Annotated in this window: 15 protein-coding genes; 9 read left to right on the top strand and 6 right to left on the bottom strand. The window is 70.1% G+C overall.

The features are described 5' to 3' along the window. Positions 1–6: 6 nt before the first annotated feature. A complete protein-coding gene (locus tag IE325_RS02025; RefSeq protein WP_190067870.1) occupies positions 7–702 on the bottom strand; it encodes a glycoside hydrolase family 75 protein in 696 nt (231 codons plus the stop codon). Between the two features lie 202 nt (positions 703–904). Between IE325_RS02025 and IE325_RS02020 the strand changes: the two genes are divergently transcribed. Beyond that, the gene (locus tag IE325_RS02020; protein ID WP_190067869.1) at positions 905–1,516 is read left to right on the top strand and encodes a hypothetical protein; all 612 of its coding nucleotides are present in this window, start codon (positions 905–907) and stop codon (positions 1,514–1,516) included. A gap of 107 nt (positions 1,517–1,623) precedes the next feature. Here the strand turns inward: IE325_RS02020 and IE325_RS02015 are convergent, their stop codons facing one another. Continuing rightward, positions 1,624–2,454 carry an aldo/keto reductase gene (locus IE325_RS02015; protein ID WP_190067868.1) on the bottom strand — a complete coding sequence of 277 codons (831 nt, stop codon included), beginning with the start codon at positions 2,452–2,454 and terminating at the stop codon, positions 1,624–1,626. Between the two features lie 311 nt (positions 2,455–2,765). On the opposite strand from IE325_RS02015, the gene pqqA reads away from it, so the two are divergent. The 8 genes from pqqA to IE325_RS01975 all read left to right on the top strand — a co-directional run bounded on the left by pqqA (position 2,766) and on the right by IE325_RS01975 (position 10,787). Then, the gene (gene pqqA, locus IE325_RS02010) at positions 2,766–2,915 is read left to right on the top strand and encodes a pyrroloquinoline quinone precursor peptide PqqA (protein WP_190067867.1); all 150 of its coding nucleotides are present in this window, start codon (positions 2,766–2,768) and stop codon (positions 2,913–2,915) included. Positions 2,916–2,937: 22 nt separating this feature from the next. Further along, a complete protein-coding gene (pqqC, locus tag IE325_RS02005; RefSeq protein WP_373315072.1) occupies positions 2,938–3,657 on the top strand; it encodes a pyrroloquinoline-quinone synthase PqqC in 720 nt (239 codons plus the stop codon). Positions 3,658–3,837: 180 nt separating this feature from the next. Beyond that, complete coding sequence (gene pqqD / locus IE325_RS02000; protein WP_190067866.1) at positions 3,838–4,092, top strand: pyrroloquinoline quinone biosynthesis peptide chaperone PqqD; 255 nt, start codon at positions 3,838–3,840, stop codon at positions 4,090–4,092. Next, positions 4,089–5,171: a pyrroloquinoline quinone biosynthesis protein PqqE gene (gene pqqE / locus IE325_RS01995; protein ID WP_190067865.1), complete on the top strand. Its 1,083-nt coding sequence runs from the start codon at positions 4,089–4,091 to the stop codon at positions 5,169–5,171. The genes pqqD and pqqE overlap by 4 nt, the downstream gene beginning before the upstream one ends. After that, positions 5,168–6,352, top strand: a complete 1,185-nt coding sequence (locus IE325_RS01990) for a glycoside hydrolase family 88/105 protein (protein WP_190067864.1) — start codon at positions 5,168–5,170, stop codon at positions 6,350–6,352. The genes pqqE and IE325_RS01990 overlap by 4 nt, the downstream gene beginning before the upstream one ends. A 4-nt stretch (positions 6,353–6,356) precedes the next feature. Beyond that, positions 6,357–7,145: a heparin lyase I family protein gene (locus IE325_RS01985; RefSeq protein WP_190067863.1), complete on the top strand. Its 789-nt coding sequence runs from the start codon at positions 6,357–6,359 to the stop codon at positions 7,143–7,145. Between the two features lie 12 nt (positions 7,146–7,157). Continuing rightward, entirely contained in the window at positions 7,158–8,657 is a 1,500-nt protein-coding gene (locus IE325_RS01980; protein WP_190067862.1) for a glycoside hydrolase family 28 protein, read from the top strand. 60 nt (positions 8,658–8,717) lie between these two features. Continuing rightward, positions 8,718–10,787, top strand: coding sequence for a PQQ-dependent sugar dehydrogenase (locus IE325_RS01975; protein WP_190067861.1), 2,070 nt, complete (start codon positions 8,718–8,720; stop codon positions 10,785–10,787). Positions 10,788–10,790: 3 nt separating this feature from the next. Here the strand turns inward: IE325_RS01975 and IE325_RS01970 are convergent, their stop codons facing one another. From IE325_RS01970 to IE325_RS01955, 4 genes are all read right to left on the bottom strand, one after another. After that, on the bottom strand, positions 10,791–12,485 hold the full coding sequence (locus tag IE325_RS01970) for an AfsR/SARP family transcriptional regulator (protein WP_190067860.1): 1,695 nt from the start codon (positions 12,483–12,485) through the stop codon (positions 10,791–10,793). Continuing rightward, the gene (locus IE325_RS01965) at positions 12,482–13,285 is read right to left on the bottom strand and encodes a S1 family peptidase (RefSeq protein WP_190067859.1); all 804 of its coding nucleotides are present in this window, start codon (positions 13,283–13,285) and stop codon (positions 12,482–12,484) included. Before IE325_RS01965 ends, IE325_RS01970 begins: the two co-directional genes overlap by 4 nt. A 137-nt stretch (positions 13,286–13,422) precedes the next feature. Continuing rightward, positions 13,423–15,249: an AMP-dependent synthetase/ligase gene (locus IE325_RS01960; RefSeq protein WP_190067858.1), complete on the bottom strand. Its 1,827-nt coding sequence runs from the start codon at positions 15,247–15,249 to the stop codon at positions 13,423–13,425. A gap of 251 nt (positions 15,250–15,500) precedes the next feature. Further along, positions 15,501–17,024 (bottom strand): MFS transporter, encoded by a 1,524-nt coding sequence (locus IE325_RS01955; protein ID WP_190067857.1) that lies wholly within the window; start codon positions 17,022–17,024, stop codon positions 15,501–15,503. Positions 17,025–17,056 lie beyond the last annotated feature (32 nt).

Raw genomic sequence — 17,056 nt, 5'->3', positions numbered from 1 at the left:
CAGCTGTTAGTTGTTCTGGATGAACTCCTTCGCCAGCTTCTCGCCCAGCGTGACCGCCGCGCCGTGGTTCTCGATGGGCGAGACCTTGGAGTTCTTGAAGAGGATGTAGGTCACACCGGAGTCGGTGCCGCCGTTCTCCGGGTCGGGGTCTATGCCGAGCCGCTCGGCGGTGGCGTACGAGGCCTCGCCGATGATCCGCTGGGGGCCCGTGTCGCCGACGACGGCGTAGACGACCTGGTTGTCGTGGATCACGGCCACCACGCCGCCGCCCTTGATGCCGGCGCCGGAGTAGTCCCAGGTGCCGCTGACGCTGGGGACGACGACATAGGGCAGGGTGTCGGCGCGCAGCGGCTTGCCGTTGGACTGGTGGAAGGCGGTGTCGGGCTGGTACCAGGGATCGGTGTCCGCGTTGCACTTGGCGGTGCGCTGGCCGTCGCAGTCGATGTCCATGTCGGCCTTCCAGAACACGGCGCCGTTCTTGCCGCACACCGGGACGGTGGCCGAGGTCTCCTCGTCGGTGCGGTACTTGCCGTTGGAGATCTGGGAACAGGACGTCACCTTCGCGAGCAGGTCGGCCGCACTGACCGAGCCCTCCTGGAGGGACGGCGGTTGCGGGTGGCCGGAGGCGCTGGTGGGAAGCAGACCGGCGGCGAGCAGCGCGGCGCCGGAGGCCGCGATGAGGGTCAGTGTTCGGATACGCACTGTGGGGGGGACCCTTTCGTGAGGAATCTGTTAGGAAAGTTTCCTGACTGGATCGCGTGCAGCGTGAACCTCTTTGCGTGTCCCCGTCAAGCCCTCGGGATGCGATCTCGGGCCCGGTGTGCTGATTGCGACGTCATGCGCCCAGTAGAAGACTGGACATACCGAAGATTTCGGATGTCAGCCCGGATTCCCGGGAGGTGTCATGTTCGTACGCGCCATCTACACGACCGGCGATCCCACGAAGATCGACACGGCCATCAGGGCCCTGAACACCGAGGGGCGGGACCTGCTGGAGGACCGTCCGGGGTACCGCGGGGCGAGCGTCTTCGTGGACCGGACGCTCGGCAAACTCCTCGCGGCGAGTTGGTGGGAGTCGGAGCAGGCCCGGCAGAACAGTGACGAAGTGCTGCGTGAGCGGCGGGTGTCGATGCTGGAGCCGTTTCTGGGGACGGTCTCGGTCGACAACTACGAGGCGCTGGTGTTCCACCAGGCGCGGCAGCCGCAGGCGGGCGGCGGGCTGCGTGTCTCCAGGCTGGAGTTCGACCCCAGGGACACGGATCTGCTCGCCGACACATTCAGGGCCACCGTGGTGCCCAGGCTCGAGACCCTTCCGGGGCTGGCCAGGGCGTCCCTGCTGGTCGACCGGGCGCGCGGACGCGGCTTGGTCGGGGTGATCTTCGTCGACCAGTCGTCGCTGGCGGCGTCCCGCGCGGGTCAGGCGGCGGCCCGGCACGAGGGTGCGGCCAAGGCGCATGTGGCGGTGACCGGGCTGGAGGAGTTCGAGGTCGTCTTCACCGATGTGCGCGGCGACTGAGCCGTCGCGGTCGCCGACGGCATCCCGCTAAGGGCCGGTACGCGCTCGCCCGCCGCTCGGACGGTCGAGCGGCGGGCGAGCAGTCGCGGGCGAGCGGTCGGGTGGTCTCAGCTGACGGTCGCCGGGTCGCTGCCGATCCGGCGGTCCTCGTTCAGCGCGCTGATCGCCGCCAGGTCCTCGTCGTCCAGGCTGAAGTCGAAGACCTCGATGTTCTCCTTGATCCGGGACGGCGTCACGGACTTCGGGATCACGATGTTGCCGATCTGGAGGTGCCAGCGCAGCACGATCTGGGCCGGGGTGCGGCCGTGCTTCTGTGCGATGGCGACGATCGCCGGGACCTCCAGCAGGCCCTTGCCCGAACCCAGCGGCGACCAGGCCTCGGTGGCGATGCCCCGCTCGGCGTGGAACGCGCGCGAGGTGTGCTGCTGAAGGTGCGGGTGCAGCTCGATCTGGTTGACGGCGGGGACGACCGACGTCTCGTCGAGCAGCCGCTCCAGGTGCTCCGGAAGGAAGTTGGAGACACCGATCGCGCGGATACGGCCGTCGGCGTGCAGCTTCTCGAACGCCTTGTAGGTGTCGACGTACTTGTCGCGCGACGGAGCCGGCCAGTGGATGAGATACAGGTCGACGTAGTCCAGGCCGAGCTTGCCGAGCGACACGTCGAAGGCGCGCAGCGTGGAGTCGTAGCCCTGATCGCCGTTCCAGAGCTTGGTGGTGACGAAGATGTCCTCGCGGGGGAGGCCGGAGGTGGCGATGGCCTTGCCGGTGCCCTCCTCATTGCCGTAGATCGCCGCTGTGTCGATGCTGCGGTACCCGGCCTCCAGCGCGGTGCCGACCGCCTCCTCCGCCTCGCCGTCCGGCACCTGCCAGACGCCGAAGCCCAGCTGGGGCATCTCGACGCCGTTGTTGAGGGTGATCGGGGGGACCTTGCTGCTCACGAGCTCTCGATCCTTACGGTTGTCGTCAGGTGGTACTCATATCGTCAACGATCACGAGGCGTGATGCATTCCTGACCGCCGAATCCGCCGGGGAAATCGCGGCAACTGACTGGCGAGTCAGCGGAACGTCGGTGAGATTGGCCGGAAACGCATCCGACGTTATCGGTCCGGACCATTGACCGTGGGCCGTCATGCCGCGACTCTGAATCCCGCCACCGAACGTGTCGATGAACTCGGTGCACGCATGTGAACGGCAGCCGCCTGTCTGGGCTCTGAGACCCCCACTTCCTCAGGAAAGCAGGTATGCGCACATGGACGAGAAGCTGCTCCGTACCCTCCCGGCCCTCGCGACGGAACAGATCATTCAGGAAACATCGGAGGAAAGCGTCTGGCGTAGCCCCGGCTACACCGTCGTGGACACCGCGCTCGAAGTGACCGCCTACGCCCTCGCCGACCGCTGACCGGCCGCACCGCGAGAGCATCGTGACCGCGACTCGCGTGCACGCGCACGGCGCCGCAGCCCCCTGGACGACCACCGAGTTCACTGGGCGGCTGCGCGCCGTCACCGCGGCCCGCTACCACGACCGGCACCCCTTCAACCTCCGTATGCACAAAGGCGAGTTGACGCCCGCCGAACTGCGCCGCTGGATCGCCAACCGCTTCCACTACCAGCGCCACATCCCCGTCAAGGACGCCCTGATCCTCGCCAAACTGGAGCGTCCCGCGCCGCGCCGGGCCTGGCTGCGCCGCATCCGCGACCACGACGGCACCGCCGAGGGCGAGGGCGGCATCGAGCGCTGGCTGCGCCTCGGCGAGGCGGCCGGCCTGGACCGCGAGGAACTCTGGGACGCCTCCCGGGTGCTCCCCGGGGTGCGGCTCGCGGTCGACGGCTACGTCAACTTCTGCCGGCTCAGCCCCGTCGTCGAGGCCGTCGCCGCGTCCCTGACCGAACTGTCCGCACCCGACCTGATGCGCACCCGCATCGACGCCTTCGAGACCCACTACCCCTGGATCGACCCGGCCGGCCTCGCCTACTTCCGCACCCGGGTCGACCAGGGCGCCCGGGACGGCGAGGAGGCCCTCGCCCTGGTCCTGGACCAGGCCCGCACCCGGGAACAGCAGGAGCGGGCGGTGGGTGCGCTGGGGTTCAAGTGCGATGTGCTTTGGGCGTTGCTGGACGCGGTGGATGGGGGCGGGCCATGAACCGGCGTCCTGTTCTCGCCCGTGCGGCGGCCCTGCGGCATGACTCGGTGGACGGAGGTGGCCCATGACCTGGGGTGCTGCCCACTCGCGTGCGGTCGGCGTACGCCATGGCGCGGCGTGCGGCGGCCAAGACGGAGCCCGAGCTGCAAGCCGAGCCGGAGCCACCGGAGGTGACCCCCCATGACCTGGCGCCCCACCCTCGCCCGCTCCGTCGTCCTGCGTCACGACCGGGTGCGCGGCACCGACCTGTTGCTGCTGCCCGAGCGGGTGGTCGTGCTGCACGGCAACGCGGGCGGCGTACTGCGGCTGTGCGACGGCAGTCGCGAGGTGGAGGACATCGTCGCCGAGCTGGCCGCGCGCTTCCCTGGCGCCCCGGTCGCCGGCGAAGTGCCGGAGTTCCTTGAGACGTTGCGGAAGGAGGGCTGGCTGCGATGACGGTCGACCCGCCGTGGGCCCTGCTCGCGGAGCTCACCCATCGCTGCCCGCTGCGCTGCGGGTACTGCTCCAACCCCGTCGAACTGGTCGGTCGGTCAACAGAGCTGACCGCCGGGGAATGGGCCGGAGTGTTCCGGCAGGCCGCTGACCTGGGCGTCGTACAGACCCATCTGTCGGGCGGCGAGCCACTGTTGCGGCGAGACCTGCCGGACATCGTCGCCGCAGCCGAACGCGCGGGCCTCTACACCCAGCTCGTCACCAGCGGCGTCGGACTGGGGGAGCGGCGGCTCGACGAGCTGGTCGCGGCCGGGCTGCACAGCGTCCAGCTGTCCGTGCAGCACGCCGACCCCGACGCCTCCGACCGCATCGCGGGCGCCCGTTCGTTCGCCGCCAAGGAACGCGCCGCCCGGCTGATCCGTGCCGCCGGGCTGCCGTTCGGCCTGAACATCGTCCTGCACCGCACCAACATCGACGCCCTCGACGACCTGATCGCCCTGGGCGTGGCCTGGGGCGCCGACCGAATCGAGCTCGCGCACACCCAGTTCCACGGCTGGGCCCTGCGCAACCGCGCCACCCTGCTGCCCACCCGGAACCAGGTGGACCGCGCCCGCACCACACTCACCCGCTGGCGCGAACGCCCGGGCCCCGCACCGGAGTTGATCTGGGTCACCCCCGACCACATCGACGGCGTCGCCAAACCCTGCATGGGCGGCTGGGGCGCCCTCTCCCTCACCGTCGCCCCTGACGGCACCGTCCTGCCCTGCCCCGCCGCGGCCGCCCTCCCCGGCCTCGACCCACCCAATGTGAGGGACCGTCAACTCGACTGGATCTGGCGGGAGTCGAGGGCGTTCAACGCCTACCGCGGCGACTCCTGGATGCGCGACCCCTGCCGAAGCTGCGGCCTCAGCTCCACCGACCACGGCGGCTGCCGCTGCCAGGCGTTCGCACTCACCGGCGACGCCACCCGCACCGACCCGGCCTGCCGGCTCTCACCCGACCACGCCCTCATCCGCGACCTGGTCGACAGCCCCCGCCCGGCCGCAACCCCCGTCCACGCCTACCGCGAAGGAGCACCATGAGACGCCTGCACGCGCTGCTGACGACGACCGTGCTCGCCGCCGCGACCCTCACCGCCGTCCCCACGGCCGCGGCCGAACCCGCACCAGCCATGGCGATGCCGGTCACAGCCCCCGTCACCACCGCCGACTGGTCCGTCGCCATGGTCGACTCCACCACGGCCCGCTACACACCGACCACCATCGGCGGCTGGTCGTACCCGGTCGGCCTCTACCTCTACGGCCAGTACCTGGTCTTCCGCCGCACCCACAACCCGCAGTACCTGGCGTACATCAAGAGCTACGTCGACCGGTTCGTGGCCGCGGACGGCTCCATGAGCCAGAGCTTCAACAACCTCGACAGCATGCAGGCCGGGCGGCTGCTGACGATCCTGCACCACGAGACCGGCGACGACCGCTACCGCATCGCGGCCCGCAAGATCCGCGAACGCCTCGACACCTACCCGCGCACCGAGGACGGCGGCTTCTGGCACGCCGACACCGCCAGCCGCGCACATCAGTTGTGGGCCGACGGGGTCTACATGGTCAACCCGTTCCTGGTCGAGTACGGCAAGGAGTTCGACGACTCGTCGTACGCGAACGACGAGGCGGCCAAGCAGCTGTACCTGTACGGCAGCCATCTGCAAGTAGGCAATGGCCTTCTCCGGCACGCCTACGACGAGTCCCGCACCGCCACCTGGTCCGACCAGGCCACCGGCCTCGCCCCCGAGCACTGGTGCCGTGCCGTGGGCTGGTACTCGATGGCGATGGTGAACGTCCTGGACGCCATCCCGGGCGACCACCCCCGCCGCCAAGCCCTGCTGCGCATCCTGCGCAAGCTCGCCAAAGGCCTGGAGCGCACCCAGGACCCCTCCACCGGCCGCTGGTTCCAGGTCATCGACAAGGGCGACCGCGCCGACAACTGGACCGAGACCTCCTGCTCCAGCATGTTCACCTACGCCCTGTCCCGAGGCGCCCAGCAGGGCTACCTCGACCGGCACTACGCGACCGTCGCCGAACGCGGCTACCAGGGCGTCCTGAAGAAGGTCTCCCTCGGCGCGGACGGACGCACCGACCTCACCGACATCTCCATCGGCACCAACGTCGGCGACTACGCGTACTACATCGCCCGCACCCGGGCCACCAACGACTTCCACGGCCTCGGAGCCTTCCTGATCATGAACGAACAGCTGAGGAGTGATTAGTGTCATGGGCACATCCAGAAGGGTCCTGCTGGGCGCCGCGCTGGGCGGCGTGGCCTCCGCCGCCGTAGGGTTGCCCGCCGCGACGCACGCACGGGCCGCGTCCTGGCAGCTGAAGTGGTCGCCGTCCGCGAGCTCCGACGGCATGCGCGCCTTCGAGACCATCGAGGACGACCGCGCCGACTCCCACCCGGGCGGGCAGCCGCACATCTACGCCACCGGCGACAACTGGCGCTTCAACATGCACATGTCCGACCGGGACACCTCCACCGACCGCCAGCGCCAGGAGGTCACGGGCCTGCGCACCTCCGGAAGCAGCTATCTGAAGTGGACCCAGGGCCAGACCTGGCGGATCACCTACTCCATGTACATCCCGAGCTCGTTGAAGGCCACGACCTCCTTCACCCACATCATGCAGATGAAGCAGCCCGGCTCCGGCTCCTCCCCGATCGTCGTCCAGTCGCTGCGCCGGGTGAACGGCGCCCAGACCATCGAGCTGAAGCTCTTCGACAGCGACACCCTCGTCGGCCGTACGGACCTGGCGCCGCTGCACGACAAATGGACGGACGTCGACTTCCAGATCAAGGTCGGCAACGGCTCGGCGGGCTCGGTCCGTTGGATCCTCAAGAGCGGCGGCACCACAGTGATCGACAAGTCGAAGTCGGGCGTCGACACCTTCCTGGCCGACCGGGTGCGCCCCAAGTGGGGCATCTACCGTTCCCTCGGCGACACCTCCGGCTCACTCCAGGACTGCCACCTGCTGCTCACCAACCTCCGCGGCTATCAACTCGTATGAGGGGACGGCCAGATGAGACCCGTACGCCCTCTCCTACCGGCCCTGCTCGGCTTCCTCGTGGCACTCGGCCTGTCCCAGCCCCCGGCCGTCGCGACGACCGCCGCACCGCCTGTCTTCGACGTGCGTTCCTACGGCGCCGAGGGCGACGGCTCCGCCAATGACACCCCGGCGATCCAGCGGGCGATCGACGCCGCGCACGCCGTCGGCGGGGGAACCGTCCTCGTCCCGGCACCCGGCGTCTACAAGTCCAAGAACACGATCCGGATGAAGAGCCATGTGACGCTGAAGGTGGACAGGGGCGCCACGGTTCAGGGCGCCGGCGCGGACACGTACGACCCGCCCGAGCCGAACCCGTACGACGAGTACCAGGACTACGGCCACAGCCACTTCCACAACGCGATGATCCACGGCGACCGTCTGACCGACATCGCCTTCACCGGCGGCGGAGTCATCGACGGCGGCGGCAACCTGATCACCGGCACCCCTAAGTCCGGCGAGGCCGACAAGATCATCTCGCTGACGCGGTGCGATGGACTGCGGCTGGGCGATGGCCTGACGCTGCGCCGCGGAGGCCACTTCGCGGCCCTCATCAACGGCTGCCGAGACGTCACTTCGGACCGGCTCACCATCGACACCGCTAGCGACCGCGACGGCTGGAACATCATCAGCACGACCGACGTCACCGTCACCAACGCCCACTTCGAGGCCAACGACGACGCCCTCGCCTTCAAGAGCGACTACGCGCTGGGCGCCAAGCTTCCCAACGGCCATGCCAGAGTGGGCGACTCCTATCTATCGGCGCGGTGCTGCAACGCCCTGATGTTCGGCTCGGAGACCTGCGGCGACTTCACCGACTACCGGTTCGAGCGGATCCGTATCGAGGGCTCTGACAAGTCGGGGCTCGGCATGGTCTCCATGGACGGCGCGAAGATCTCCGACGTCCACTACCGCGACATCACCATGACCGGCGTCCGCTCACCGATCATGCAGAAGATCGGCACCCGAAAACGCTGCGGTAACGACCCCGGCGTGGGCTCCATCAGCGACATCACCTACGACGACATCACCGCGACCGGCACCGACCCGTCGTTCAGCCCGACCCTGTGGGGCGAGCCGGGCCCGCACCGCATCAGGAACGTCCGCTTCACCCACGTCGACCTCACCGTGCCCGGCGGCCACGACCCCATGGACACGGGCGTGCCGAGCAACGACCCCAAGAATTACAACCCCAACAGCATCGGCACCCGCCCCGCCTACGGCTGGTACCTCCACCACACCGACGGCATCACCTTCACGGACAGCTCCGTACGCCTCGCCGCCGACGACTCCCGCCCCGCGGTCATCGCCAATAACGGCAGCTCGCTGCGCTTCACCCGTTTCACGGCCCAGCGCGGCAGCGGATCGCCGTACGACATGGGCTTCCAGACGGTGACCGGCGCCTGCGTGACCGACAGCCACACCACGACGGGCGGTGCCCTGCGCGTCACCGGCACCGGCTCCGACGACTGCTGACCGCCCCTCATCCGCGCCCGCACCCGTAGGACATCCCCCCCACCTGGAGGTGGACCCCCCATGCATGTCACCCCCACCAGACGCCGCTCCTACCGGGGCGTGCTCACCGCCGCCCTCGGCGGCCTGCTGCTGTCCCTCCTCACCGCCTCCCCACCGTCCGGTGCCGCGGCCGCCGCCGCGAGTGACCACCAGGCCGAGACCGCGACGATCTCGCAGGGCACGGTGGCCACCAACCACAGCGGCTACACGGGCACCGGCTTCGTCGACTACACCAATGTGACCGGCTCGTACGTCGAGTTCACGGTGAGGGCGGACGCGGCGGGCGGCGCCTCGCTGGCCCTGCGCTACGCCAACGGCACCGGCGCCGACCGGCCCATGGACATCTCGGTCGGGGGCAAGGTCATCGCGTCGAAGGTGTCCTTCCCGCCCACCGCGAACTGGACCACCTGGGCCACCAAGACGGTCAACGCCGACCTCACCGCCGGTACCAACAAGATCCGCGCCACCGCGACCACCACCGCCGGCGGCCCCAACCTCGACAAACTGACCGTGGGCACGACGGCCGACACCCAGACCCCGACCCGCCCCGGCGCACCGACCTGCTCCGCCATCACCGAGGACGGCCTCACCCTGACCTGGGGCGCCGCGACCGACGACGTGGCGGTGACCGCGTACGACATCTACGAGCACGGCAACAAGATCGGCGAGGCCGCGGGCAGCGCGACCACCTCGAAGCTCACCGGGCTCACCCCGGCCACCACCTACAACCTCACGGTCATCGCCCGCGACGCCGCAGGCAACGCCTCGCCCGCCAGCCCGGCCGTGGACTGCACGACGAAGACCAGCTCCGACACCAGCCCGCCGACCGGACCCGGCACCCTGTCCTACACCGACGTCACCGCGAACAGCGCCAAGCTGAGCTGGGGCGCCGCGACGGACGACAAGGCGGTCACGGCGTACGACATCCGCAGCGGCTCCACCGTCTACAAGACGGTCACCGGCACCCCGCCCGCCACCTCGGCCACGCTCACCGGGCTGGCCTGCGACAGCCCCTACAACCTGAACGTCGTGGCCCGCGACGCCGCCGGGAACGCCTCCCCGCAGAGCAACGCGGTCACCTTCACCACCCGGGCCTGCGCCACCGACGGCGGTGTCCCGTCGTCCATCGGCACCGTGTCGACCGGCTGGAGCATCCCCTGGGGGACGTACTGGATGCCCGATGGCAACAGCGCCCTGGTCACCGAACGCGACAGTTTCAAGGTGTTCAAACTGACCAAGGACGGCACCAGGACACAGGTCGGCAAGGTGCCCAACGCGGTCACCACGGACGGCGAGGGTGGACTGCTCGGCGTCGCCGTCGACCCCGACTGGGCCACCAACCACCGCGTCTACTTCATGCACACGGCCTCCGAGGGCAACCGCATCGCACGCATGACCTACGACGGCAGCTCGCTGAGCGGCTACACCGTGCTGCTCCAGGGCATCAAGAAGAACCGCTACCACAACGGCGGCCGCCTCGCCTTCGGCCCCGACGGCCTGCTGTACGCCTCCACCGGCGACGCCCAGACCTCGTCCCTCGCCCAGGACAAGAACTCCCTCAACGGCAAGATCCTGCGCCTGACGACGGACGGCAAAGCGGCCCCCGGCAACCCCTTCGGCAGCTACGTCTACTCCCTCGGCCACCGCAACCCCCAGGGCCTGGCCTTCGACAAGAACGGCCGCCTGTGGGAGGCGGAGTTCGGCAACAGCTCCTTCGACGAGCTCAACCTCATCAAGCCGGGCGCCAACTACGGCTGGCCGATCTGCGAAGGCACCTGCTCGAACGCCGGCATGACCAACCCCAAGAAGACCTGGCGTGTCTCCGAGGCCTCCCCGAGCGGCATCGCCATCATCCGCAACGTCATCTACATGGCCGCCCTGCGCGGCGAACGCCTCTGGCGTATCCCGATCGACGGCGACACCGAGAACGTCGGCTCGGCGACCGCGTACTACGTCGGTACCTACGGCAGGCTCCGCACGGTCACCAGGGTGCCGGGCGCCGACCAGCTGTGGCTGTCCACGACCAACAGCGACAACAACGGGGGTGAGCCGGACGGAGCGGACAAGATCTTCCGGGTGAGCATCAGCTGACCGTCACGGCGTCTCTTCCTCATGGATGCGGCGCGCCAGATCCCGCAACGACGCGCTCGGGGCCACCCCGAGCGCGTCCGCGAGAACGCGTCGCGCGCCGGCGTACCGGTCCGGTGCCTCGTCCGACGCCGCCTCGCGGTCCAGGGTGGCCAGGAGCAGCTCCAGCAAGCGCTGGCTCTGCGGATTCCCGGCGACCCGGTCGGCCAGTTCGGTGATCAGCTCGTCATGGTCGCGGCCCAGCTCCAGATCGAGCTCCAGACGAGCTTCGACAAGGTCCACATGCCATGCCCGCAGCAGTGCCCGCTGCTCCCTGGCGTAGGGGCCGGGCAGGCCGGCCAGAGGGTCGCCGGTCCACAGCGCCAGCGCCTGGTTCAGCAACTCCCGCGCCTGTTCCGATCCTTGGGCCCGACGGCTCCGCTCCACCAGCTCCCGCGCCTCGTGGAGATCGAGTGACCCGGGGGTGAGCCGGATCAGATAGCCCGAGGGTTCATTCACCAGCACATCGGGACCGAGGTCACGCTGAAGCCGCGCCATGTGGAAGAGCAGCAGCCTGAGCGGCGACACCTGGAAATCGTCCCCCCACGCGGCGCGCATCAGCTCGTCCGTGGGGACGACGCGCCCCGCGTTGAGCAACAGCTTGGCCAGCAGCAGGCGTTCGCGATCGGAGGCGAGGGCCACCGTCCTGTCGTCACGCCGGGCACGGACCGGACCGAGCAGGCTGAAGGTCCGCGGTGCGGGAACGGCGGCGTGCCGCACCGCGGGTCGGCTCTCGGCCCGCACCCTCGCGGCCATCAGCGCCCTTGCCCGCGTGAGACGCTCGCCGTCTCCCGACCCCGCGGCCACCAGGCCCTCCGCCGCCGCGAGACTCGCCAGCGCGGACACCGCGAGAGGGTGACGACGACCCGCGAACGCCGCCGCCTTCTGCGCGGCGATGAGCAGGACGTCCACGGCGCGCTCCGACCGTTCGCGGTCGCCGGCCGCCGTCGCCGACTCGCACTCGGCGAGGGCCAGAGTCACCAGCGCGGAGAGGGACTTGGGATGTTCCGCGCCGAGCTCCGCCACCAGAGCGCGGGCGATGTCACCGAGGTCGTCGAGGTGGGCGTCGGCCTTGGCGTGATCGTTGCGGGCGCGCGCTGCCGCCGTCAGCAACGAGACCACTCGCAGCCGCAGTTCGAGAAGCGCTTCGGGGCGGCCGTCCACGGGGGACATGCGGAGGAACCCCGCAGCCCGCTCGGCGGATCTGGCGGCGGTCTCGGGGTCGTCCAGCCCGAGTTCGACCGCCGCGAGATTGGCGAAGGTGATCGTCAGGTCCGTGAAGTCCGCGCGGGAGCTCGGCCGGCCCAGGGTGGCCGCTGTGGACGACACCCTTTGGGCGGCCGGTAGTTGACCACGCTCCGCGAGTGCGACGGCGATGTGATTGAGCGCCGCACGCGGGGACCCGCCATCGGTCCCCTTCGCCGTCAGACGGGACACGCACTGCCGCAGCAGCGACTGTGCGATCTCCGGTTCGCCGAGGTCGTCGAGGAGACCGGTGAGGTGCGCCACGGTCTGGCCAGGATCCCGGTACGACAGCAACTCGGGGTCCCCGCACAGCCGTTGGACCGCGTCGTGGAGCTGATCGCGCGCCGCCGTGTCGCCGTCCCGCGCCTGCTCGGCCAGGCAGAGCGCGGTGTCCCACGCCTCGGGCCGCTCCGTCATACGTCACCACCGCCCAACTCCCGGTCGATGAGCCGTCTGACCGCCTCGGCCTTCATCTCCGCGGCGCTCACCGGGTCGATCAGCCCGCGGTCGGCCCAGTCGTCGAACTGGAGCAGCAGCTTCTCGGCGTCCGCGTACCGCGCCGGGGCCGTCGGCTCCTTTCGCTGCCGCGACCGGGGCGGCCTGACCACGTCGATGAGGTGCCCGACGTCGAACTGGTCGAAGCGGCTCATCGCCTCCCCGATGGTGGCGGCGATGAGCACGTTGGCGGCGCGGGTCGGGTCGGCGCGGTCCGGGGTCTGCTCGATGAGGATGCCCAGCATCGTCGGCATCCCGGCCCTGTCGTCCGGGACGCCCTCGACGGGGCCGCCCGAGTAGCCGGAGTAGTCGCCCAGGTGCTGGTCCGCGGTCAGTTGCAGCGCCTCGATGGTGGCGCCGCCGACGCACAGATGATGGGCCGTACCGCTCACCAGGCCGCTGAGGTGCACGTCGGTCGTGGTCGGGCGGTAGGGGCCGCGCCATCGGCCGCCGTCCCGGGCGCGGTCGGCGGCGGGCACCGGCAGGCCCACCCGCTGGTCGGCGGAGATCTCGACGAGCGCCAGATCGGCCTTCTCGTCCTGGCGGCAGATCCTCCCCTCGACGCGTTCACCGTCGCAGAGTTCGATGTCGACCTGGTCCTCGAGGGCCAGCCCACGCAGGCAGTGCAGTGCCGTGAGCACGAACGTACGGTTGAGCAGAAACCCGCCGCCGAGCCGCTGCCCGGCCCGGTGCAGGTCGACCCAGTACTCCGGTGCGGTCACGGCGTCCCCGGTGTGCGCCCGATGTCTGCCATGACCGTTCGTCCCCCGTGCACTGGGCGCCCTGGGCGCCGGTGGCCGATATCAACTCAAGCGTATCGGGGGAGAATTGGTGCGGGCGAGTGCCGCGGGGGCGCAGTTCACGCCTGGTACAGGGCCTCGACCTCGCCCGAGTACGCGTTCTCGATCGCCTTGCGCTTCAGCTTCAGGGACGGCGTGAGCAGTCCATGCTCCTCGGTGAAAGGCTGGGCGAGGATACGGAAGGTACGGATCGACTCGGCCTGCGAGACCAGGGTGTTGGCGGCGACGACCGCGCGCCGCACCTCCGTCTCCAGGTCGGCGTCGCGCACCAGCTGGGCCGCTGTCATCTGGGGCTTGTCGCGCATCATCAGCCAGTGCTCCACGGCCTCCTGGTCGAGGGTGACCAGGGCCGCGATGTACGGGCGGTCGTTGCCGACGACTATGCACTGGGAGACCAGGGGATGGTCGCGGACGCGTTCCTCCAGCAGGCCCGGCGACACGCTCTTGCCGCCGGAGGTCACCAGGATCTCCTTCTTGCGGCCGGTGATGGTCAGGAAGCCGTCCTCGTCGAGGGAGCCCAGGTCACCGGTGGCCAGCCAGCCGTCGTGCAGGGACTCGTCGGTGGCCTTCTGGTTGTTGAGATAGCCCTGGAAGACGTTGGCGCCGTGCAGCCAGATCTCGCCGTCGTCCGCGATGTGCACGGTCGTGCCGGGGATGGGCCGACCGACGGTGCCGTAGCGGGTGCGCTCGGGCGGGTTGGCGGTCGCCGCCGCCGTGGACTCGGTGAGGCCGTAGCCCTCGTAGATGTGCACGCCCGCGCCGGCGAAGAACAGCCCGAGCCGCCGGTCCATCGCCGAGCCGCCGGACATCGCGTGCCGGATACGGCCGCCCATCGCCGCCCGCATCTTGGAGTAGACGAGCTTGTCGAAGAGCTGGTGCTGCATCCGCAGCCCCGCCGACGGTCCTGGCCCGATGCCCCACGCCTTGGCCTCCACGGCGTCCGCGTACTTCACGGCGACCTCGACGGCCTTCTCGAAGGCGCCCGACCTGCCCTCCTTCTCGGCCTTGCGGCGGGCGGCGTTGAAGACCTTCTCGAAGATGTACGGCACGGCCAGGAAGAACGTCGGCTTGAACGCGGCGAGGTCGGGCAGCAGCGCGGCGGCGTTCATCTGCGGCTGGTGACCGAAGCGGACCCGGCCGCGGATCGCGGCGACCTCCACCATCCGGCCGAAGACATGCGCGAGCGGCAGGAACAGCAGGGTCGCCGCCTCGTCGCCCTTCTTGGAGTGGAACACCGGCTCCCAGCGGTCGATGACGGTGTCCGCCTCGTACATGAAGTTGCCGTGCGAGATCACACAGCCCTTGGGGCGGCCCGTGGTGCCCGAGGTGTAGATGATCGTCGCGACCGAGTCCGGGGTGACCGCCTGCCGGTGGCGGTGGACGACGTCGTCGTCGAGGTGGGCACCGGCGTCGTACAGCTCCTGCACGGCGCCCGAGTCCAGCTGCCACAGCTGGTGCAGCCGGGGCAGCCGGTCGATGACGGTGGCGATCGTCATCGCGTGGTCCTCGTGCTCCACGATCGCCGCCGAGCACTCGGCGTCGTACAGCATCCAGAAGCACTGCTCGGCCGAGGAGGTGGGGTAGATCGGCACCACCTGGGCGCCGATCGTCCACAGGGCGAAGTCGAAGAGCGTCCACTCGTAGCGGGTGCGGGACATGATCGCGACGCGGTCGCCGAACCGGATGCCCCGGGCGAGCAGGCCCTTGGCCAGGGCCAGGACCTCGTCGCGGAACTCGGCGGCGGTGACGTCCCGCCAGTGGTCGTCCTCGTCCTTGCGGCCCAGGACGACATACAACGGGTCCTCCTGGGCATGCTGGAAGACGACGTCGGCCAGGCCGCCCACCGGCGGTGCCAACGCCAACGGAGGGTTGGTGAACTCGCGCAAACCCCGCTCCCCGCTCCGAAATGCCTCGGCTGAAAAGCTCCGCTCAGCGCCGTGAAAGCTACCCCACCCGCCGGTGGGGCGGGAGGGGGGCGAAATTCGAGCGGTGCTCACGTACGCACAGGTCAGCGACGGAAAATGCGCTCACATGGGGAAGGGTCGGACAGAAAACTGACGGTTGAGTAAGTTTCGGACCCGTAATCTCCACCGAATCTGTACGACCCGATTACCCGGTCCGGTCCCTTTCGATCATGCTATCCCCGGGGCGTCGCCGTCTCCTCTGCCGTCTCGTCTGCCGTCTTTTCTGTCAGCGTACGCTGGGCCGAACCTGTCACTCCGGTCTTTGCCGCGGACGGCCCGCGGACCAGCGCGAGCACCAGGACCCCGGCCACCGCGGCCGTCGTCCCCGCCGCCACCGCGACCGAGTTCAGTCCGTCGGCGAAGGCCCCGCGCAGCGCCGCCTCACCGAAGGCGCCCCGCAGCGCACCCGCCCCGCCGCCCGCCAGGGCATGGGCCGCCTCGTCGGGCAGCGTGTCCCGCATCCGTGAGGTCAGGACCGTGCCGTAGAGCGCGATGCCGAGCGCGTACCCGAGCTGCCGGAAGGTGTTCACCGCACCGCCCGCCATGCCCGAGCGCTCCGGCGGTACGGCGGCCAGCGCGGCGCCCGCGATACCGGGCGAGACCAGACCCGTACCGACACCCACCAGCACCAGCCCCGGTATCAGCGCACTCGCCGTCGACCCGGCGTCCAGGACCGCCATGCAGAACTGGCCCGCGCCGATCAGCAGCAGCCCCACCCCGATGGTGAGCCGGGCCGGCACCCCGTGCAGCAGCCGCCCGCCGGCCGCCGCGACCACGAACGACGCCAGCGACAGCCACAGGAACACCGCACCGCCGCGCACCGGACTCATCCCGAGCAGCGTCTGCAACCAGATCGAGGAGTACGCCATGGCACCGAACGCCGCCGCGTTGAAGGCGAGCGCGCCCGCCATCACCCCCGAGAACGCGGGCCGGCCGAACAGCCGCGGGTCCAGCAGCGGATCGGCGACCCGCCGCTCCACCAGCACGAAGCAGACCAGCGCCAGCGCCGCCCCGGCGAACCACCCCAGCGTCCCCGGCTCACCCCACCCATGGCTCCCCGCCCGCACGGCCCCGTACGTCACCGCACCCGCGAACACCGCGAACGTCACCGTGCCCGCCCAGTCGATACGACGACCCCGCGCACCCCGCGACTCCGGCACCACCCGCAGCGTCAGCCACACCGCGGCCACGCTCACCGGCAGATTGACGTAGAAGATCCACCGCCAGCCCGGCCCGTCCGTGAGCAGCCCCCCGACGATCGGCCCCACAGCGGCCGCCGCCCCGCTCACCGCGCCCCACACGCCGAGCGCGATCGAGCGCCGCTTGCCCTGATAGACCGAGCCCAGCAGCGGCAGCGTCGTGGCGAACATGGCCGCCGCGCCGATGCCCTGCAACCCCCGGGCCGCGACCAGCATCCCCGGCCCGGTCGCGAGCCCGCACAGCAGCGACGCCACCGCGAAGAGGACGACCCCGGCGACATGCACCCGCCGCCGGCCCAGTACATCCGCCGCGGCCCCCACCCCGAGCAGCAGCGCGGCCAGCGCCAGCGCGTACCCGTCCATCACCCACTGCAGATCACTCAGCGAGGCATCCAGCGCCCTCGCCATGTCCGGCAGCGCGACGATCGCGATCGTCACATCCAGCAACAACATGAACGTGCTCAGGCACACGGCCGTGAGCGGCCCCCAGGTGCGCATCTCCCAGTACCCCTTGCGTCTCGGATGCGTTT

Origin of the sequence: Streptomyces lanatus, assembly GCF_014655715.1 — a bacterium.
Taxonomy (GTDB): Bacteria; Actinomycetota; Actinomycetes; order Streptomycetales; family Streptomycetaceae; genus Streptomyces; species Streptomyces lanatus.
The sequence above is the reverse complement of the archived record's forward strand: the minus strand, read 5'-3'. Positions and strand labels throughout refer to the sequence as shown.